Source organism: Pseudomonas sp. MYb193 (assembly GCF_002966775.1).
GTDB classification, from domain to species: domain Bacteria; phylum Pseudomonadota; class Gammaproteobacteria; order Pseudomonadales; family Pseudomonadaceae; genus Aquipseudomonas; species Aquipseudomonas paracarnis.
Genome location: NZ_CP023269.1, coordinates 4,781,864 through 4,802,271 on the forward strand (window position 1 = coordinate 4,781,864; position 20,408 = coordinate 4,802,271).

At 60.1% G+C, this 20,408-nt stretch carries 18 protein-coding genes; 9 read left to right on the plus strand and 9 right to left on the minus strand.

What is annotated here, in order from left to right; all coding sequences use genetic code 11:
* Positions 1–81 precede the first annotated feature (81 nt).
* The 5 genes from CLM72_RS21915 to CLM72_RS21935 all read right to left on the minus strand — a co-directional run bounded on the left by CLM72_RS21915 (position 82) and on the right by CLM72_RS21935 (position 5,858).
* The gene (locus tag CLM72_RS21915) at positions 82–1,368 is read right to left on the minus strand and encodes an ABC transporter substrate-binding protein (RefSeq protein WP_003193767.1); all 1,287 of its coding nucleotides are present in this window, start codon (positions 1,366–1,368) and stop codon (positions 82–84) included.
* A 104-nt stretch (positions 1,369–1,472) separates the two neighbouring features.
* Complete coding sequence (locus CLM72_RS21920; RefSeq protein ID WP_105228125.1) at positions 1,473–2,732, minus strand: AGE family epimerase/isomerase; 1,260 nt, start codon at positions 2,730–2,732, stop codon at positions 1,473–1,475.
* Positions 2,733–2,961: 229 nt separating this feature from the next.
* The gene (locus tag CLM72_RS21925) at positions 2,962–3,786 is read right to left on the minus strand and encodes an ATPase (protein WP_105228127.1); all 825 of its coding nucleotides are present in this window, start codon (positions 3,784–3,786) and stop codon (positions 2,962–2,964) included.
* 127 nt (positions 3,787–3,913) lie between these two features.
* The gene (locus CLM72_RS21930) at positions 3,914–4,912 is read right to left on the minus strand and encodes an NAD(P)-dependent oxidoreductase (protein ID WP_034128528.1); all 999 of its coding nucleotides are present in this window, start codon (positions 4,910–4,912) and stop codon (positions 3,914–3,916) included.
* 52 nt (positions 4,913–4,964) lie between these two features.
* Positions 4,965–5,858: a LysR family transcriptional regulator ArgP gene (locus CLM72_RS21935; protein WP_054896698.1), complete on the minus strand. Its 894-nt coding sequence runs from the start codon at positions 5,856–5,858 to the stop codon at positions 4,965–4,967.
* 100 nt (positions 5,859–5,958) lie between these two features.
* On the opposite strand from CLM72_RS21935, the gene CLM72_RS21940 reads away from it, so the two are divergent.
* From CLM72_RS21940 to CLM72_RS21970, 5 genes are all read left to right on the plus strand, one after another.
* The gene (locus CLM72_RS21940) at positions 5,959–6,558 is read left to right on the plus strand and encodes a LysE/ArgO family amino acid transporter (RefSeq protein ID WP_032895568.1); all 600 of its coding nucleotides are present in this window, start codon (positions 5,959–5,961) and stop codon (positions 6,556–6,558) included.
* Positions 6,559–6,736: 178 nt separating this feature from the next.
* Entirely contained in the window at positions 6,737–7,333 is a 597-nt protein-coding gene (locus tag CLM72_RS21945; RefSeq protein ID WP_003175739.1) for a superoxide dismutase, read from the plus strand.
* A 546-nt stretch (positions 7,334–7,879) separates the two neighbouring features.
* Entirely contained in the window at positions 7,880–9,931 is a 2,052-nt protein-coding gene (locus CLM72_RS21950; RefSeq protein WP_105228129.1) for a bifunctional diguanylate cyclase/phosphodiesterase, read from the plus strand.
* 126 nt (positions 9,932–10,057) lie between these two features.
* On the plus strand, positions 10,058–11,395 hold the full coding sequence (locus CLM72_RS21955) for an imelysin family protein (RefSeq protein ID WP_105228131.1): 1,338 nt from the start codon (positions 10,058–10,060) through the stop codon (positions 11,393–11,395).
* Positions 11,396–12,161: 766 nt separating this feature from the next.
* Entirely contained in the window at positions 12,162–13,616 is a 1,455-nt protein-coding gene (locus tag CLM72_RS21970; RefSeq protein ID WP_003193780.1) for a TrkH family potassium uptake protein, read from the plus strand.
* Here the strand turns inward: CLM72_RS21970 and CLM72_RS21975 are convergent.
* Positions 13,573–14,631 (minus strand): AraC family transcriptional regulator, encoded by a 1,059-nt coding sequence (locus CLM72_RS21975; protein ID WP_105228135.1) that lies wholly within the window; start codon positions 14,629–14,631, stop codon positions 13,573–13,575. The genes CLM72_RS21970 and CLM72_RS21975 overlap by 44 nt on opposite strands.
* Before the next feature lie 160 nt (positions 14,632–14,791).
* Here CLM72_RS21975 and CLM72_RS21980 point away from each other — a divergent pair, with 160 nt between their 5' ends.
* The 3 genes from CLM72_RS21980 to CLM72_RS21990 all read left to right on the plus strand — a co-directional run bounded on the left by CLM72_RS21980 (position 14,792) and on the right by CLM72_RS21990 (position 16,949).
* Positions 14,792–15,103 carry a DUF962 domain-containing protein gene (locus CLM72_RS21980; RefSeq protein ID WP_034128574.1) on the plus strand — a complete coding sequence of 104 codons (312 nt, stop codon included), beginning with the start codon at positions 14,792–14,794 and terminating at the stop codon, positions 15,101–15,103.
* Between the two features lie 363 nt (positions 15,104–15,466).
* A complete protein-coding gene (locus CLM72_RS21985) occupies positions 15,467–15,649 on the plus strand; it encodes a hypothetical protein (protein WP_105228137.1) in 183 nt (60 codons plus the stop codon).
* A gap of 103 nt (positions 15,650–15,752) precedes the next feature.
* On the plus strand, positions 15,753–16,949 hold the full coding sequence (locus CLM72_RS21990; protein WP_105228139.1) for an MFS transporter: 1,197 nt from the start codon (positions 15,753–15,755) through the stop codon (positions 16,947–16,949).
* Here CLM72_RS21990 and arfB read toward each other — a convergent pair.
* The 3 genes from arfB to CLM72_RS22005 all read right to left on the minus strand — a co-directional run bounded on the left by arfB (position 16,946) and on the right by CLM72_RS22005 (position 19,577).
* Complete coding sequence (arfB, locus tag CLM72_RS21995) at positions 16,946–17,359, minus strand: alternative ribosome rescue aminoacyl-tRNA hydrolase ArfB (protein ID WP_096144818.1); 414 nt, start codon at positions 17,357–17,359, stop codon at positions 16,946–16,948. The genes CLM72_RS21990 and arfB overlap by 4 nt on opposite strands.
* A gap of 11 nt (positions 17,360–17,370) precedes the next feature.
* Positions 17,371–18,054, minus strand: a complete 684-nt coding sequence (locus CLM72_RS22000; protein ID WP_105228141.1) for a pentapeptide repeat-containing protein — start codon at positions 18,052–18,054, stop codon at positions 17,371–17,373.
* Between the two features lie 101 nt (positions 18,055–18,155).
* The gene (locus tag CLM72_RS22005; protein ID WP_057975120.1) at positions 18,156–19,577 is read right to left on the minus strand and encodes an amino acid permease; all 1,422 of its coding nucleotides are present in this window, start codon (positions 19,575–19,577) and stop codon (positions 18,156–18,158) included.
* 647 nt (positions 19,578–20,224) lie between these two features.
* Between CLM72_RS22005 and CLM72_RS29010 the strand changes: the two genes are divergently transcribed.
* Positions 20,225–20,362, plus strand: a complete 138-nt coding sequence (locus CLM72_RS29010; RefSeq protein ID WP_003175756.1) for a hypothetical protein — start codon at positions 20,225–20,227, stop codon at positions 20,360–20,362.
* Positions 20,363–20,408: the final 46 nt, after the last annotated feature.

Below are 20,408 nucleotides of genomic sequence, written 5' to 3' on the forward strand. Positions count from 1 at the left end.
GACTACAGCCTGCAGGAACCCGCTTTTGTGGCGAGGGAGCTTGCTCCCTCGCCACAGCAAGCCGGGTTCCTACATAGGGTGTTACTTGGCCGACTTGATCGCCGCGCCAAGCTTCTTGGCCGTGTCGGCCGGGTCGGCTTTCGGGTCGTTGATGAAGTTGGTCACGACATCAAAGAACGCACCTTGCACCGCCAGGGTGGTGGCCATGTTGTGCGCCATGCTTGGCTGCAGGCCGCCAGTCTTGGCGTCGGCCAAAAAGTCCTTGGCGGCGGTCTGGGCGCAGGAATCAAAGCCGTAGGATTCCATCTTGGTCAGCATGTCGTTACGCACGGGGATCGAGCCCTTGTTGATGCTGAACACCTTCTGGAAGTTTTCACCCAACACTACTTTGGCGATGTCCTGCTGACCCGCGGCAGTGCCTTTGTCTTTCTGCTTGAACACCGCCAGGGAGTCGATGTTGTAGGTGAAGGCTTTATCAGTGCCCGGGAACGCTACGCACTCATAATCCTTGCCGGCGACTTTCTTGGCGGCGGTCCACTCGGACTTGGCCCAGTCACCCATGATCTGCATGCCGGCCTTGCCGTTGATGACCTTGCCAGCTTCCAGGTTCCAGTCCTGGCCCTTGCCGTCGACGTCCATGTAGGTCGCGACTTTCTTCAGCTCGGTGAGGGCCTTGACCATTTCCGGGCCGGTCAGTGCGCCGTTATCCAGGTCGACCAGCGCTTTCTTGTAGCCATCAGCGCCCATTACCGAAAGCACCACCGCTTCGAACACGGTGCTGTCCTGCCAAGGCTGGCCGCCGTGGGCGAGCGCAATGAAGCCTGCAGCCTTGAGCTTGTCGCCCGCTGCATAGAATTCTTCGAGGGTGGTTGGGTTCTTGGTGATGCCGGCTTTCTTGAAGACTTCCGGGTTGATCCACAGCCAGTTCACGCGGTGGATATTCACCGGCACGGCCACGTAGTCACCGTCGTATTTCACGGTGTCGGAGACTTTCTTGTCGAGCAGCGAATCCCATTTTTCTTCTTTGGCGACGTCTTTGAGCACATCGGTGTCGAGCAGGCCAGTAGAGGCCCATTCCTGGATATCGGGGCCTTTGATCTGGGCAACGCCTGGCGGGTTGCCAGCGACCGCGCGGCTTTTCAGCACGGTCATGGCGGTGGCGCCACCGCCGCCTGCCACTGCACCGTCTTTCCAGGTGAAGCCGTCTTTCTCAACTTGGGCCTTCAGGACATCCACAGCCGCTTTTTCACCGCCGGAGGTCCACCAATGCACCACTTCCACCGTACCTTTGGAGTCGGCGGCAAATGCACTGAGGGGGAACAACGAGGCAATGGAAATAGCGACGGCGAGGCGATTAATCGCGTTCATCTGAGTACCTTTTCTTGTTGTTATGCATGCAAGTCTAGAGCTTGCGCTGCACGGAGTTTAAACATGGATTTTCGGGGCGCAGGTAACAAAGGGACGTACAAATGTCACCACTTGGTGACATAGCATCCACTGCCCAATGCACTGGCCAGGCTGGGTGCCAAGGGCAGTGCAGGCAGCACGACCGCTTGCCAGGCATGGTACAGGTCAGGTTTGCCGCCCCAGATTTTACTGCTGGGTTGGTTGTGCGGGCTGAGTTCGTGGTGCCAACTGCCCTGGAGCCGGTCGATGAAGTGGGTTTCGCAAAACTCCCAGAAGCGTCGGTACCAGGTTTCGTAATGCAGCTCGCCGGTACGTTTGAGCAGCGCCTGAGCAGCGGCGCTGGCTTCAGCATGGGTCCAGTGCAGGCGCTCGCGTACCACCGGGCGCTGGTTCCAATCCAGAGTGTAGACAAGGCCCGGCGCACCATCCACCGCCCAGGCATACTCGCAGGCACTGGCGAACAGGCCTTTGGCGTCGCTCACCAGCCAGTCCGGCGCGGCCAGCTTGGCCTTGAGGCGCGCAGCTTCAAGGTGCAGCAGCAACCGCGCCCATTCGAAACCATGGCCGGGGGTGATGCCGTAGGGGCGAAAGCCATCGGCGGGGTTGTCTTGGTTGTAACCGAGCAACGGCTTCCAGTGCGCATCGAAATGTTCGATGACCATGAACTGGTTGCCAGCGGCGTGGGTGTGGATCACCCGTTCGACGATGCGCAGCGCACGGTCCAGCCAACGTGTATCACCACTGACATCGGCCAATGCCAGGAAAGCTTCGGTGGCGTGCATGTTGCTGTTGGCGCCACGATAGGCTTCGACGCCGCTCCAGTCCCGGACAAAGGATTCGAGCATGACGCCCTCCTCTTCGCTCCAGAAGAACTGGTCGATGATATGGACGGCGTCGTTCAATAATGTGTGCGCACCCGGCGCGCCGGCCACCACGGCAGAGCTGGCGGCGAGGGCCACGAAGGCGTGCAGGTAGGCGGCCTTGCCGGTGTTGCCATCAGCCGCCTGGGGCGCGGCGAACCAGCCACCGTGCTCACTGTCACGCAGCGGGCCGCTGAGCGCTGCCACACCGTGCGCCACCAGTTCGGCATAACCCGGCAACCCCATGGCATGGGCCATGGCAAAGCTGTGGGTCATGCGCGCGGTGTTCATGGTTTCGGCGCGGGCATTGGCCGGCAACTGGCCTTTATCGTCGAGGTTGCCGAACCCGTCCGGCAGGCGCGATGCCTTGGCGAACGCCAACAGGCGCAGGCCTTCTGCGGCGAGCCAAGCGTAATGGGCAGGTGCATTCAGCCAACTGCTGGCAGGCAGTGGGTGGGTGGTCATGGGTGGCCCTTATTGTTTTTTTGGGATGACCGGAGTCTAAACAAGGGCGCGGCAGGGGCAAGTAACGAAGGGGAAAAGAAATGTCACCGAGCGGTGACAATCAACACCCGAATGTAGGAGCGAGCTTGCTCGCGAAAAGCTCACAAGCGCCGCGTTTATTCCAGGGAACCTGCGGGATCGTTAACGTTTTTCGCGAGCAAGCTCGCTCCTACAGAGGATGATTTTGAGTTCATTGACCCAGTGGGGTGACCGCAGCAGGCGCATTGAGACGCTGATTCAAGTTCTGCACCTGGCTCTGCAAGGTGGTGATATTGCGCGTGGTCTGGATGCGGAACACATCGAATTCTTTGTTGGTCGGCGCGTCGATGTTGGCCGGCTGGTTTTCCTGCGCGCTCTTGAGTACCACCAGGTCTTGCTCGAGACGGGCGATGGCCGCGCTTGGGTTACCTTGTTTCTTCAACGCCGCCACATCGGTGGCCAGGCCCTTGATCTCGGCCTGTGCTGCCGTGAGGCCGGCGACCGCGTCAGTGAGGGCCTGCACCTGGCCTTGCAGCTTGGTATTGGCCGCTGTCAGTTCGGTGGTGCTGGCACTCATCTGGGCCAGGCGGGTGTCCAACTCGGAGGCTTGACCCGCTACGCCCAACTGTTGCTTGCCCTGCTCCTGCAACTGGGCTTCCAGTTGCTTGATCTGCAGCTTCAAGGCTTCGCTGCCGTTGTTCACATTCGCTTCGCTGGCCACGACCTTGCCGGAAATCGCCTGCAGCCGTCCTGCCGCTTCCTCGCTGATGCGGGCAAAGCTTTCCTGGGTGGCAACCAACTGCTGGCCCATCAGGGAAATCTGCTGGAAGCTCCACCAGGCCAGGCCCGCAAAAGCGATCAACAGCGCGCCGACCAGTGCCCACAACGGGCCTGTGCTGGCGCTCTTGACCTTGACCACGGGCGTCGTTCGCGAACGCACCGACGTCGCGGGGGTCGGCACGAAATCATCGTCATCCCCAAGGTCGGCCCGCAGGCTGGGAACGTTGTCGAAGTCGTCTTTAGCATCGTTACGCATGAATCTACCCTGAATCAATGAGATGGCTGGCTGTAAAGCCGAGCGGCAGGAGTATAAACCGCACTCCCGGCGCATGGATCGACTCGGAACCTGGAATTGGGTTCCCGAAGTGTTGCTGCTTATGAGGTTATTGGCGGCCCGGGTCCTGGGCTTTCCACCAACTGCAGAACTCGTCGAGCGCGGCCCACAGGCTGACCTTGGGCTCGTAGTCGAGATAATGCCTGGCGCGACTGATGTCGAGGGTGAAGTTTTTATTCATCACTTGCATGCCCAGACGCGATAACGCCGGTTCCGGCCGCCCCGGCCACATCGCGCAGAATGCCTCGTTCAACGCCGCCACGCTGTAGGACAAACCGTAGGACCGATAGCGGGTCACTTGGGGCAGCTCCATCTGCCGCATCACGTAGTTCACCACATCCCAGATCGGCACCGGTGCGCCATTGCTGATGTTGTAGGCTTTGCCCAGGGCCGAGCCGGTGGCGAGCAAACTGCTGAGCAGCGCCTCGTTGAGGTTGTGCACGCTGGTGAAGTCGACTTTGTTCAAGCCGTCGCCGACGATCGCCAGGCGGTTCTTGCGCTGCATTTTCAGCAAGCGCGGGAAGATACTCATATCGCCGGCACCGGTGACAAAGCGTGGGCGCAGGGCTATCACTTGCAGGCCGAACTCCTGGGCGCCGAACACCTTCTGCTCGGCCAGGTACTTGGTAGCGGCATAGGGATGCTTGAAACGCTTGGGCACTTGCTCTTCGGTGAGCCCAAGGTGATCGCGACCGTCAAAATAGATCGACGGCGACGACAGGTGCACCAGGCGCCCGACGCGCTGTTTCAGGCAGGCTTCGACGACGTTTTCGGTGACCAATACGTTGTTCTGGTGGAAGTCCTGGTACTTGCCCCACAGCCCGACGGCGCCGGCGCAATGCACCACGGCTTCGACATCGCGGCACAGGTCGCGCACAAGGTCGGCATCATTCAAATCACCCTGGATGAACTCGGCACCGCGCCGCACCAGGTGTTCCACACCCTCGGCGCGCCGCCCGTTGACCCGCACGTCCAGGCCCTGCTCAAGGGCGAAGCGCGCAAAGCGCCCGCCAATGAAGCCGCTTGCGCCGGTGACCAGAATTTTCATGTCGTACTCCGTGTTCTTTCATTTTTCATCGCTCTTGCCTTGACGCGCGCCATCACTCCAACGGCACCAACCAATGGCCACACACATCGGCCAGATGGTCGGTCAACAAGCCCAACAGTTGCCCGCCACTGCGCCAATGATGCCAGTACAACGGCACATCGATGGGCTTATCTGGCAATAACTCGACCAATACACCGGTTTCCAACTGGTCGCGCACCTGCAATTCAGGCACCAGGCCCCACCCCAGGCCGGCTTCCGTCAGGCGGATAAAACCTTCGGATGACGGGCATAGATGGTGTTCGAAACCACCGTCCACTCCTAGGGACGCCAGGTAGCGGTGCTGTAGGAAATCATCCGGGCCGAACACCAGCGCAGGCGTGCGCGCCAATTGGTCGGCCCGCACGCCTCCAGGAAAATGCCGCGCCAGAAAGGCCGGGCTGGCGAGCGCCCGATAACGCATGGCGCCCAGCAACAGGCTGCGAGCGCCGGCCACGGGACGCTCGCTGGCACAAATGCAGGCCGCCACTTCACCGGCGCGCATGCGCTTGAGGCCCACGGTCTGGTCTTCGACCACCAGGTCCAGCAACACATGCTGTTCGGCGCAGAAGTCGCTGACTGCCTCGGCCCACCAAGTGGCGAGGCTGTCGGCATTCAGGGCAATGCGCAGGCGCTCAGGCATGCCCTCCTCGTCCAGGGCCGGCACCTGGCTTTGCAGGTCACGCTCCAGCAAACGCACCTGCTGCACATGGTTGAGCAGGCGCCGGCCGATATCGGTGGGCGTTGGCGGCGAGGCCCGTATCAACACCGGCTGGCCGACGCGCGCCTCCAATAGCTTGATGCGTTGGGAGATGGCTGACTGCGACAGCCCCAACACCTGGGCACCGCGCTCAAAGCCGGCTTGTTCCACCACCGCCGCCAAGGCAGAAAGCAATTTATAGTCGAACATCAGTTTCTCTAATGAGCGATCAGCAATATTGGTTTTTCTTATACAGCCCCGACCCGCACCATAGCCAGCATCGTTTGAGCATCAACAAGGATCTCCCTCTATGTGGCAAAGCTATATGAACGGTTTGCTGGTGGCCCTCGGGTTGATCATGGCAATCGGCAGCCAAAATGCATTCGTACTCGCGCAGAGCCTGCGCCGCGAACATCACTTACCCGTGGCGGCGTTGTGTGTGATCTGCGACGCACTGCTAGTGGCCGCTGGGGTATTCGGGCTGGCCACCGTGCTGGCGCAGAGCCCGATACTGCTGGCGGTGGCACGCTGGGGCGGTGCAGCGTTCTTGCTCTGGTACGGCGCATGCGCGCTGCGCAGGGCGTGCTCCAAGCAGAGCCTGGACCAAAGCGACAGCCTCAAGACGCGCTCATTGCGCGCTGTGCTGCTGAGCGCTTTGGCGGTCACCTTGCTCAACCCCCATGTCTACCTGGATACCGTCCTGCTGATCGGCTCCCTGGGCGCGCAACAAACCGAACCCGGTGCCTACGTAGCCGGTGCAGCCAGTGCATCGTTCCTGTGGTTCGCCACCCTGGCGCTGGGTGCGGCATGGTTGGCACCCTGGCTGGCACGCCCGGCCACCTGGCGCCTGCTGGACCTGCTGGTAGCCGCGATGATGTTCTCGGTGGCCTATCAACTGATCAGCGCCTGAGCAATATTCCAAAACGCTCTGGAACCTCTATCCCACACAGTTGTTGCGTGGTTATGCCGCACCCCCGGTGCTATGATCGGCCCCCTGCGCCGCAAAGAGTACAAACTCCCCGGCGCATGTTTGGCCGCCCGTGATCGGCCTTGCGCTCACCGCAACTGACCTGATTAGGAGAATCATCATGGCTTTCGAATTGCCGCCGCTGCCCTACGCACACGATGCCCTGCAGCCGCACATCTCCAAGGAAACCTTGGAATACCACCACGACAAGCACCACAACACCTATGTCGTGAACCTGAACAACCTGGTGCCTGGCACCGAGTTCGAAGGCAAGACCCTGGAAGAGATCGTCAAGTCTTCCTCGGGCGGCATCTTCAACAACGCCGCTCAGGTCTGGAACCACACTTTCTACTGGAACTGCCTGGCGCCGAACGCCGGCGGCCAACCAACCGGCGCACTGGCTGAAGCCATCAACGCTGCGTTCGGTTCGTTCGACAAGTTCAAGGAAGAGTTCACCAAGACTTCGGTCGGCACCTTCGGTTCCGGTTGGGGCTGGCTGGTGAAAAAGGCTGACGGTTCCCTGGCCCTGGCCAGCACCATCGGCGCCGGCAACCCGCTGACCAACGGCGACACCCCGCTGTTGACCTGCGACGTCTGGGAACACGCCTACTACATCGACTACCGCAACGTGCGTCCAAAGTATGTAGAAGCGTTCTGGAACCTGGTCAACTGGAAGTTCGTGGCTGAGCAGTTCGAAGGCAAGACCTTCACTGCCTAAGCGACGCTTGCAGTAAAAAGAGCCCGGCGATTGCCGGGCTTTTTCATGGGCGCCCTGATTGCCATGCCAGAAATCCCGGAACCCAACGGTAACTATTCACCACATAAACGCCAGGAGGAATAAACCTCCTGAATCAATGTGGAGAATGACAATGGATCCTATTTCAACGGCCGCGGGTGCAGTGCCAATGTTATCCGGTCTTCTTGAGAAGGGAATGGACCTGGCGAAAAGCGCACTGGACTTGACGAACAAACTCGTAGACATAGCGGGTGAACAGTCAAAGGTCGGAGGGGAAGAGCAACAGCCAGAGGGTAAGATCAATTTTTGAGAGCGTCGCCAAACAGAAGGCGGATCTGTTCCGCCTTCTTCTTCTCTGCCCGGCGTCCAGCCCACGCCTCAAACGTCCTGACATAAGCGGGTATCCCTCCACGTTTATCCAGCCCCTTCAATTAATCTCAAGCCCGAATGTCCCTTTGACTGCCATCACCAGATTGCCAATACTCATGGCATATTGACGGCCACCCGCATGAGACAAGGAATGCCCCTTTGAAGCTGGAACTCAAGAACAGCTTGTCGGTGAAGTTGCTACGGGTTGTGCTGCTGTCGGCATTGATCGTGGGTGTGGCGCTGAGCGTGGCGCAGATCGTTTTTGATGCCTACAAGACGCGCCAGGCCGTGGCGGGCGATGCCCAGCGCATCCTCGACATGTTTCGCGACCCCTCGACCCAGGCCGTGTACAGCCTGGATCGCGAGATGGGCATGCAGGTGATCGAAGGTCTGTTCCAGGACGACGCTGTGCGCATGGCCTCCATCGGGCACCCCAACGAGACCATGCTGGCGGAAAAAAGCCGTCCTTTACAGCAGTCGCCCAGCCGCTGGTTGACCGACCTGATTCTTGGCCAGGAACGCTCCTTTACTACTGCGTTGGTCGGCAAGGGCCCCTACAGCGAATATTACGGCGACCTGAGCATCACTCTCGACACCGCCACCTATGGCCGAAGTTTTCTGGTCAGCTCGGTCATCATCTTTATCTCGGGCGTATTGCGCGCCCTGGTCATGGGGCTGGTGCTGTACCTGGTGTATCACTGGATGCTCACCAAACCGCTGTCGCGGATAATCGAGCACCTGACCTCGATCAACCCGGACCGTCCCAGCGAGCACAAAATCCCTCAGCTCAAGGGCCACGAACGCAACGAACTGGGGCAGTGGATAAACACCGCCAACCAATTGCTCGAATCCATCGAGCGCAATACCCACCTGCGCCACGAGGCCGAATCGAGCCTGTTGCGCATGGCCCAATACGACTTCCTGACCGGCCTGCCGAACCGCCAGAAGTTGCAGGCGCAACTGGACAAAATCCTCACGGACGCCGGCCGCCGGCAACGCCGTGTCGCGGTGTTGTGCGTGGGGCTGGATGATTTCAAGAGCGTCAACGAGCAATTCACCTACCAGGCCGGCGACAAACTCTTGCTGGCCTTGGCTGATCGCTTGCGCGCCCATAGTGGCCGCCTGGGCACGCTCGCCCGCCTGGGCGGCGACCAGTTCGCCCTGGTGCAAGCCGATATCGACCAGCCCTACGAAGCCGCCGAACTGGCGCAAAGCATCCTTGATGACCTGGAAGCAGAGTTCGCCCTTGAGCATGACCTGATCCGCCTGCGCGCCACCATCGGCATCACGCTGTTCCCGGAAGATGGCGACAGCACCGAGAAGTTGCTCCAGAAAGCCGAGCAGACCATGACCCTGGCCAAGAGCCGCTCGCGCAACCGCTATCAGTTTTATATCGCCAGCGTCGACAGCGAAATGCGCCGGCGTCGTGAACTGGAGAAAGACTTGCGAGACGCCTTGGGCCGCGAGCAGTTTCACTTGGTGTACCAACCACAAATCAGCTATCTCGACCATCACGTGGTCGGTGTGGAAGCCCTGCTGCGCTGGCAACACCCGGAACATGGGCTGGTACCGCCGGACTTGTTCATTCCGCTGGCGGAACAGAACGGCACCATCATTCCCATCGGCGAATGGGTGCTGGACCAGGCGTGCCGGCAACTGCGCGAATGGCATGACCAGGGTTTCACCGCGCTGCGCATGGCCGTCAACCTGTCCACCGTGCAACTGCACCACACCGAGTTGCCGCGGGTGGTCAACAACCTGATGCAGATCTATCGCCTGCCGCCCCGCAGCCTGGAGCTGGAAGTGACCGAGACCGGCCTGATGGAAGACATCAGCACCGCAGCCCAGCACCTGCTGAGCCTGCGTCGCTCCGGCGCGCTGATCGCCATTGATGACTTCGGCACCGGCTACTCATCCTTGAGTTACCTCAAGAGCCTGCCCCTGGACAAGATCAAGATCGACAAGAGCTTCGTCCAGGACCTGCAGGACGACGACGATGACGCCACCATCGTGCGCGCCATTATCCAGTTGGGCAAAAGCCTGGGCATGCAGGTGATTGCCGAAGGCGTGGAGACTGCCGAACAGGAGGCCTACATCATCTCCGAGGGGTGCCATGAGGGGCAGGGTTATCACTACAGCAAACCGCTGCAGGCCCGGGAGTTGACGGCTTATCTGAAGCAGTCAGAGCGCAATAACGCCGTGAGTCTTTGAATTTACACTTCGATACTCAATATTTCCCGCGTATAAGCCTTTACACAAAATGCAAATCTTTCGCATTATGTCGCAGCGTTTGCGCTCCCCGCGCGCCCTTTCAACAACCGAAGCAGGATGTTCGCCATGATTCGTATGCCCCTGGCCACCGCCAGTCTGCTGGCCATTGCCATTTCTCTCGCCGGTTGCGGCGAAGGTAAAGACAAGGCCGCCGCGCCCCAGGCACCCGCTGCCGCCAGCACTACCGCACCGGCGGCTGCCCCGGCTGGCCAGGTCGACGAAGCGGCCGCCAAGGCCGTGGTCGCGCACTACGCAGACATGGTGTTTGCGGTGTACAGCGATGCCGAATCCACCGCAAAAACCCTGCAGACCGCAATCGATACCTTCCTCGCCAACCCGAACGACGAAACCCTGAAAGCGGCCCGTACCGCCTGGATCGCCGCACGCGTACCCTACCTGCAGAGCGAAGTATTCCGCTTCGGCAACACCATCATCGACGACTGGGAAGGCCAGGTGAACGCCTGGCCCCTGGACGAAGGCCTGATCGACTACGTCGACAAGTCCTACGAGCACGCGCTGGGCAACCCAGGTGCGAACGCCAATATCATCGCCAATAACGAGATCCAGGTCGGCGAAGACAAGGTCGACGTCAAGGAGATCACTCCGGAAAAACTCGCCAGCCTCAATGAACTGGGCGGTTCCGAAGCGAACGTCGCCACCGGCTACCACGCCATCGAATTCCTGCTGTGGGGCCAGGACCTCAACGGCACCGGCCCAGGCGCGGGCAACCGCCCGGCATCGGACTACATGACCGGTGACGGTGCAACCGGCGGCCACAACGAGCGTCGCCGCACTTACCTGCGCGCTGTCACCCAACTGCTGGTCAGCGACCTGCAGGAAATGGTCGGCAACTGGAAGCCCAACGTCGAAGACAACTACCGCGCCACCCTGGAGTCGGAACCGGGCACCGATGGCTTGCGTAAAATGCTGTTCGGCATGGGCAGCCTGTCTCTGGGCGAACTCGCCGGGGAGCGCATGAAAGTGTCCCTGGAAGCCAACTCGCCGGAAGACGAACAGGACTGCTTCAGCGACAACACCCATTACTCGCACTTCTACGACGCCAAGGGCATCCGTAACGTCTACCTGGGCGAATACACCCGTGTTGACGGCACCAAGCTGACCGGCGCCAGCCTGTCGTCCCTGGTGGCCAAGGCCGATCCGGCAGCCGATGCAGCCCTCAAGGCTGACCTGGCGGCCACTGAAGCGAAGATCCAGGTGATGGTTGACCACGCCAACAACGGCGAGCACTACGACCAGTTGATCGCCGCCGACAATGAAAAGGGCAACCAGATCGTGCGTGACTCGATTGCCGCCCTGGTCAAGCAGACCGGCTCGATCGAGGCTGCTGCCGGCAAGCTGGGCATCAGCGACCTGAACCCGGACAGCGCTGATCACGAGTTCTGATCAAGCGCAGTTGAAAGAGGCGACCTGCGGGTCGCCTTTTTCATGCGCGCAGTAACTGCCGCCGCTATACCTGTAGGAGCTGGCTTGCCGGCGATGGCGGTGGTCCGGTCGACTAATTGTCACGGATACACCGCCATCGCAGCAGAGGTATCTACACAACTTTGCAGACCGCCCGTAGCAGCCGACGGTAACCACGATGCGAAGCGAGTCGCTCTTGATCTTGCTCTTGATCTGCTTTTGATCTTAGGCGCCCCGTTAAACCACGCTGGCCGAACGCAGGCTTGAATTCGTGGGTAACCCGGCAGGACGCCGGGTTAGCCGCCCCGCGCCATGGATGGCGCGTGGCGGCGGCCCACGGATTCAAGTCTGCGTTCGGGCACACCGAGCCCAAGCGAGGTGCCGAGTGGTGGGGCAAGAGCGCTTTGCTTACTTTGCCGCTTTTGCAAAGTGAGCCGCCGTCAGGGCGGAACCCTAAGTAGCCGTTACCGCAGGAATGGATATGTACACAATCCAACTGTGTTGACTGTTAGGCCGTCTTCGCAGGCAAGCCAGCTCCCACATTTGGATCGTGGTGTGTCAGGGAAATCTGCGTCGGTTGATAGGTTGTCACGGGAGCAAGCTCCCTCGCCACAGCTTCAGCGTCGCTGCGAAGTTGTGTAAACACCAAGCCACACACAGGGGTTCTCCATCAACCGGCAGCCCTTGGTTTACAAGACCTGCACCGCAGGTAGAATGGCGCCTCTGCCCAATCACCCGAGCGAACTTCATGGCGTTGCCGACCCTGCGCATCATCGGTTTCATCATCGGCATCTTCCTGATCACCCTTGCGGTCGCTATGGTGATCCCGATGGCGACCCTGGTGATCTTCGAACGCACCAGCGACCTGCCCTCGTTCCTGTGGGCCAGCCTGATTACCTTTATCGCCGGCCTGGCGCTGGTCATCCCTGGTCGCCCAGAGCATGTGCACCTGCGCCCCAGGGACATGTACCTGCTGACGGTCAGTAGTTGGGTGGTGGTGTGCATATTCGCCGCCCTGCCCTTTTTGCTGACCCAGCACATCAGCTACACCGACTCGTTCTTTGAAAGCATGTCCGGCATCACCGCCACCGGCTCCACCGTGTTGAGCGGGCTGGACAGCATGTCGCCGGGCATTTTGATGTGGCGTTCGCTGCTGCACTGGCTCGGCGGTATCGGCTTTATCGGCATGGCGGTGGCGATCCTGCCGCTGCTGCGCATTGGTGGCATGCGCCTGTTCCAGACCGAATCCTCGGATCGCTCGGAAAAGGTCATGCCTCGTTCACACATGGTGGCGCGTCTGATCGTGGCGGCGTATGTGGGCATCACCATCTTCGGCAGCCTGGCCTTCTGGTGGGCCGGAATGGGCGTGTTCGATGCGATCAACCATGCGATGTCGGCGATTTCCACGGGTGGGTTTTCCACCTCGGACGAGTCCCTGGCCCATTGGAAACAACCGGCGGTGCACTGGGTCGCGGTGGTGGTGATGATCCTGGGCAGCTTGCCGTTCGCCCTGTACGTTGCAACTTTACGTGGTAACCGTCGGGCGCTGATCAAGGACCAGCAGGTGCAAGGCTTGCTCGGCCTGTTGCTGGTGACCTGGCTGGTACTCGGCACCTGGTACTGGTGGACCACCAACCTGCACTGGCTCGATGCCTTGCGCCATGTGGCGCTGAACGTGACGTCTGTGGTGACCACCACCGGCTTTGCACTGGGGGACTACAGCCTGTGGGGCAACTTCTCACTGATGCTGTTTTTCTACCTGGGCTTTATCGGCGGCTGCTCGGGCTCCACCGCGGGCGGTATCAAAATCTTTCGTTTCCAGGTGGCCTACATCCTGCTCAAGGCCAACTTGAATCAGTTGATCCATCCGCGCGCGGTGATCAAGCAGAAGTACAACGGCCATCGCCTCGATGAAGAAATTGTGCGGTCGATCCTGACTTTTTCGTTTTTCTTCGCCATCACCATCTGCATGATCGCCCTGGCCCTGTCGCTGCTAGGCGTGGACTGGATGACCGCGTTGACCGGCGCCGCCAGTACCGTTTCCGGCGTGGGCCCCGGCCTGGGCGAAACCATCGGCCCGGCCGGTAACTTCGCCACCCTGCCGGATGCCGCCAAGTGGATCCTGTCTTTGGGCATGTTGTTGGGTCGCCTGGAGATCATCACCGTGTTTGTGTTGTGCATTCCGGCGTTCTGGCGTCACTGACCGACGACATTTGTTGCAAGCGCGCCCGGTATTCACCGGGCGTGGCATCGAACCAGCGGCGAAACGCGCGGAAAAAGTTGCTCGGGTCGGCAAACCCCAGCAGGTAAGCGATTTCCAGCAAGGTCATGCTGGGTTGTGCCAGGTACTGCTCGGCCAGTTCGCGCCGTGTGTCATCAAGCAAGGCCTGGAAGCTGGTGCCCTCCTCCTGCAGCCGCCGCTGCAAGGTGCGCTGGGACAGGTGCAACGTCTGGGCCACGGCTTCGCGCTTGGGCTCGCCCTGAGGCAACAGGCGGCACAGCACCTGACGCGCCTTATGGGTCACGCGGCTTTCGGAAAAACGCGCCAGGTATTCACCGGCAAAGCGATCATGCAACAGCGCCATGGCTTCGTTGGCCGTGGGCAGCGGCGCCTCCATGTCCGCCTGCTCGAAAATCAGCGCGTCATAGGGTGCATTGAATTGCAAAGGCGCATGAAAGGCCTGTTGGTAGGGCGCCAGGTCCGCCGGCTGCTCGCCTTGCAGCAGCACTTTGCGGGGCTGCAGGGTGCGCCCGGTGAGCCAGCCGCACAGGGCCAGGGCGCTGGCCAGCGAGGCTTCGGCGCTTTGACGGGTCGGCGGCAGGTGATCGCCATGCACCGTCAGAATCAACGCATAGCCTTCGGGTAACAGTCGAAAACTCAAATCAGCGCTTTCGGCGATGATGCGCTGGTAGCGCACCAATCGCATAAAACCTTCGGCCAGGGTGTTGCTGGACATTAACGCATAACCGGCAACGTGAAACGAGGCCGGGCGCACCACCTTGCCCATGTTCAGGCCAATCGCCGGGTTGCCCGACACCTCTACCGCGCGTTGCCACAGGCGGGTCATGGCGTCTTGCGGGAAGCGCGCATCGGGGTCACTGAGGGCGCCGTAGTCCAGGCCCAGTTGCTTGAACAAGGCACGGCAATCCAGGCCATCCATTTCCAGCGCCTTGACGATGCCCATCGCCCAGCTTGCAGAAGTTGTTCGTTCGCTCATGGCGTCTTCTTGTTGAAAGCAGGCTCAAACGGCAGCCAGGAAGCCAAGGATACTAAAGTGGCATCTATTGTCACTGGCTGTTAGCACTGATCACTCTAGACTCAAATAAGCTCCCCGCCGCGCACCCGTTGGCGGCACAGCAACCAGAGGGCCGGTGACCGTGGAAAATATCAAGAAATTCAATAGTTTTGCCGAGTTCTACCCGTACTACCTGAGCGAACATGGCAACAGCACCTGCCGACGCCTGCACTTTATCGGCACCACCCTGGTAATAGGCATTCTCGCGTACGCCATCGGCAGAGGCTCATTGGTTCTGCTGCTGGCGTTGCCCCTGGCGGGCTACAGCTTTGCCTGGATTGGCCACTTCTTCTTCGAAAAGAACCGCCCCGCCACCTTTCAACACCCGTTCTACAGCTTGCTGGGGGATTTTGTGATGTACCGCGACATGATCCTGGGCAAGGTGCCGTTCTAGGGGTGTGACCTCATGTCACTTGCGCCTGAACCATTAAAAATTGTGCATCTATGGAGATAAAAGTCTTTTTGTCATTTACGGTGCTGTATCCTGCCAAGGCTTTTTGAGAGCGCGGAATCACCTGCGATTGAAAAAACAGACCTTGCGAGGAGCGACCACGATGCACGAGATACCTAATCTCCCCTTCCCAAGCCTGCACCCAACTGAGCAGCCAACACCGCAGCAGGCCAGCGACAAGCAGCCTGAGGCCAAAGAAGCAAAACCAGTCGAGCGCGAAAGCCGAGACTGACGCCGTACCAGACCGTGTGGAAAGCGCGCCTTTGAGCGCTTTCCACACTGCCTGAATTATCCGAGACCTTCACTATGACCACTTCCCCTTCCGACACACCGGACACCGCTGTACTCGACGCTGCCTTGCAGATGGTCGAAGTCTGGAACCGCCTCAGTGCCGACAAGCAAGCAGCACTGCTCAAGCGCTTCGGCACCCAGGAAAACGCCCTGGCGGCCCTGGTGACCACCCAATTGCTGGCCCCCGCCCAAGCTTGATCTGCCTTAGATCTGACGTTTTACATTTTTGCCGCCCTGCCCGGCTTGCGCACCGGTATCATTAGCAGCCTATCTTTACCTGCTGCGACAGTGGATCTCTCCCATGCCAGATACCCAGCGCCCCATGGCGGTCACGCTGCAAGTCGTTTCCATCGTGCTGTTTACCTTCATCGGCTACCTGAATATCGGCATCCCCCTGGCCGTACTACCGGGTTATGTCCATAGCCAGCTGGGCTATGGCGCCGTCATCGCCGGGCTGGTGATCAGCGTGCAATACCTGGCAACCCTGCTGAGCCGCCCCTATGCCGGTAAGATCATCGACAATCTGGGCAGCAAGCGCGCCGTGCTGATCGGCTTGGTGGGCTGCGGTTTGAGTGGCGTGTTCATGTTGTTTGCGGCGTGGTTTTCCAGCCTGCCGGCTCTGAGCCTCGGCTGCCTGCTGGTCGGGCGGCTGGTGCTGGGCAGCGCTGAAAGCCTGGTGGGTTCGGGCGCGATTGGCTGGGGCATTGGCCGTGTCGGCGCGGCGAACACGGCCAAGGTTATTTCCTGGAACGGCATCGCCAGCTACGGCGCGCTGGCGGTGGGTGCGCCGTTGGGGGTGCTGCTGGTCAGCCATTTTGGGCTGTGGAGCATGGGCGTCAGCATCATTCTGTTGGCCGTGCTGGGTGTGCTGTTGGCCTGGAAAAAACAAGCGGCGCCGATTGTGCCCGGCGTACGTTTGCCGTTCATGAACGTGCTGGGCCGCGTGCTGCCGCATGGTTGCGCGCTGGCGCTGGGCTCCATCGGCTTTGGCACCATCGCCACCTTTATCACGTTGTATTACAGCACCCAGCACTGGGATAACGCGGTGTGGGCCTTGAGCCTGTTCGGTGCCAGTTTTATCGGCGCACGCTTGCTGTTTGGCAATTTGATCAACCGCATTGGCGGTTTTCGCGTCGCAATCGCCTGCCTGTCAGTGGAAGTGCTGGGCCTGCTGCTGCTGTGGCTGGCGCCGGATGCCCAACTGGCGTTGGCGGGTGCGGCGTTGAGCGGTTTCGGCTTTTCCTTGGTGTTCCCCGCATTGGGGGTAGAGGCGGTCAACCTGGTGCCGGCCTCCAGCCGAGGTTCGGCGGTGGGGGCCTATTCGCTGTTTATCGACTTGTCCTTGGGCATCACCGGGCCGCTCGCGGGCGCCGTGGCGGCAGGTTTTGGCTTTGCCTCGATCTTCTTGTTCGCCGCCCTCGCAGCTTTCGCCGGTTTGCTGCTGAGCGTCTACCTGTACCGCCAGGCGCCTAAGGCCCGCGAAACACGCGACGCCTAGAAGTCGACCTTGCCGCGCCCGGCCTTGATGCTGCCGCGCTTGGTCTTGGACTCCAGGCGGCGTTTCTTCGAGCCCAGGGTGGGCTTGGTCGGACGACGCTTTTTCTCGACCTTGGTGGCGCTCTGGATCAACTCCACCAGGCGCTCCAGCGCATCGGCGCGGTTCTGCTCCTGGGTGCGATATTGCTGGGCCTTGAGCACCAGCACGCCTTCGCTGGTGATCCGGCTGTCACGCAGCGCCAGCAGACGCTCCTTGTAGAACGCCGGCAACGACGAGGCCGGAATATCAAACCGCAGGTGCACCGCACTCGACACTTTATTGACGTTCTGCCCACCGGCACCCTGGGCACGAATGGCGGTCAGCTCGATCTCGGCGTCGGGCAGGTGCACATTGTTGGAAATTTCCAGCATCAATCAAGACCTTAGGCAACGGACAAGCCCAACTCAGACAACAATATCGACGCCTGGGCTTTGGAAATCACGGCGCCTTTGAACAGTTTGGCATCATTGAGACGAAAACCGCTCAAATCTGCACCGCGCAAGTCGGCACCCGCAAAATTAGCGCCGTTGATGCGGGCATGTGCGAGGCTGCAGTCGACCAGTTCAGCCTTGCGAAAGTCCGTATCCGACAAGTCGCTGTCGGAAAAATCCAGATTCTTGAGCACACTTCGAGCAAACGACAACCCGGATAAAAAGGCACTGTTGAGCAGGGTTTCGCTGAAGCTCAGCCCCAGTGACGCGCAATGGGTGAAATTGGCGCCCGTCAGCTTGCACTGGGTAAAAGTCGCCTGGGACAGTTTGCTGCGCTGCCAACGAGTGTTGTTCAGATCGCAACTGTGGAATTGCGCCTCGAGCAGGTTGGCCGCTTCGAAAATGGCGAGGCTGGCTCGGCAGTTTTTCCACTGAGTCCCTTCCAGTCGAGAACCGAGAAACGAGGTCTGGACCAGGGTGCAGCGCTCGAACACCCAGTTGTCCAGTGCCATGCGCGACAGGTCGACGCCACTTAAATCTACTCCGATCAAGCGCAAAGGGCCGCTGTGCCGGCCGATCAAGTCCTCCAGCTCATCGCGCTGCAAGGCGCTATCGGCGACGTCGGTGTATTGCATCGGGGGCCTCCGGGCATGCGGAAAAAAGAGGGGGCGATTCTAACCTGCCATACCCACAAAAAACCCGGCAGGGCGCCGGGTTTTCTGCAAGGGGAAAAGTCCTACTCCAGAACCGGACCCGTTGCGCCAATAGCTGACCGCGCCGTGCGCTTGTTCTTGATCCAGTAACACACTGCCATGAACGCTACCCACACCGGGATCGCATATACCGACACCTGAATCCCCGGCATCATCAGCATGATCACCAGGATAAACACCACGAACGCCAGGCAGATGTAGTTTCCATACGGATACCACAACGCCTTGAACAGCGGCACCTGGCCGGTGCGGTTCATGTGCTGGCGGAACTTGACGTGGGAGAAACTGATCATCGCCCAGTTGATCACCAACGTGGCCACCACCAGCGACATCAGCAGTTCCAGCGCGTCATGGGGCATCAGGTAGTTCATCAGCACCGCCACCAGGGTGATCGCCGCCGAGGCCAGGATCGAACGCACCGGCACCCCGCGCTTGTCGATCTTCGCCAGCGCCCTGGGCGCATCGCCCTGCTCGGCCATGCCCAAGAGCATACGGCTGTTGCAGTAAGTACCGCTGTTGTACACCGACAGCGCGGCGGTCAGCACCACGAAGTTGAGGATATGCGCGGCGGTGTTACTGCCCAGCATCGAGAACACCTGCACGAACGGGCTACCGCTGTAGGCATCGCCGGAGGCGTTGAGGGTCGCCAGCAGGCTGTCCCACGGTGTGAGCGACAGCAGCACCACCAGGGCACCGATGTAGAAAATCAGGATGCGGTAGATCACCTGATTGATCGCCTTGGGGATAACAGTACGTGGCTGGTCGGCTTCGGCAGCAGTAAAGCCGAGCATTTCCAGGCCGCCGAAGGAGAACATGATGATCGCCATGGCCATCACCAAGCCGCCGACGCCATGGGGGAAGAAACCACCATGCTCCCACAGGTTGCTGACCGAGGCTTGGGGACCGCCGCTGCCGCTGACCAGCAGGTAGCTGCCCAGGGCAATCATGCCGACGATCGCCACCACCTTGATGATGGCGAACCAGAACTCGGCTTCACCGAAGACTTTGACGTTAGCCAGGTTGATCACGTTGATCAGCACGAAGAAGGCCGCCGCAGAGACCCAGGTCGGAATCTCCGGCCACCAGTAATGCACGTACTTGCCGACGGCCGTCAGCTCCGACATACCCACCAGAATGTACAGAATCCAGCAGTTCCAGCCCGACAGAAAACCGGCGAAACCGCCCCAGTACTTGTGGGCAAAATGGCTGAAGGAGCCGGCGACGGGCTCCTCGACGATCATCTCGCCAAGCTGGCGCATGATCATGAAGGCGATAAAGCCGCAGATGGCATAGCCCAGGATCATCGACGGGCCGGCGGATTTGAGCACCCCGGCCGAGCCCAGGAACAGGCCGGTGCCGATGGCGCCACCGAGGGCGATCAACTGGATATGCCGATTTTTCAGGCCGCGTTTCAGCTCGCCTGAAGAGGAATGGGGTCCACTCATGAAAAGGGTCTCACGCAAGGTTTGAAGAGTTGAATGCAGGTTGCTGCCTTGAATTACCGACTCAAGCAGCGCCGCTCAAACCCCAGCGCAGGCACCAGGAGTACAGCGTCTTTCTAATGGTCATGCGTCACCTGTTTGTTTTTATCTGTGACGAAATCGAACCCGTCCGGCTCGTGGCCAGGCGGAGTGATCAGGGGGATCAAACCCTGAGGTCTTGGCCTTTTGCGTGGGTACGCAAGGGGGGTCACAGTAAAACGCGGCGCATTGTACACCGCTCGACAGCTTCGGCACGCACCGAGAAAGTGCACAGGCAATTCTGTCAGCTAATGCTTACATCGGCGCGCCCCCCAACAAAGCCAGGGCAGTTGCGTAAATCTATCGTTACACCACGGAAATCCTGCGTTACAGCCAGACTTTGGCAGCCCTCAACGGAATTCTGTCGGAAGGCCACGTCTGAAGAATCGCTTCAGCCAATTTACTGTTTTGCCTGAATAAAAAAATCCGCCAAAAAACAGAAGAAAAAATCCAAATGAAACCGTGTCAATAAATTTTTTGCATTTCGAAACACTCTCTTCTAGGTTCTTTCCACTTGCCCGCGAAGCCCGTGGGTGAGCCGTTCTCAATCAACGTCCTCTAGGAGATACACCATGCAAGCACTGGAAAACGACCTGGAAACCGAACTGCAACTCGACGATTGGTTTGAAGCGCCGACCCATGAGGCCGCCGTTGAAATGATGCAAGCCGATGCCGTTGTGCCTTTTGGCACCGCGATGTGGCCTTTCTAATAACCGGCAGGCATCCGGCAGGCGCTGTGCACGGCGCCTGCCCCCT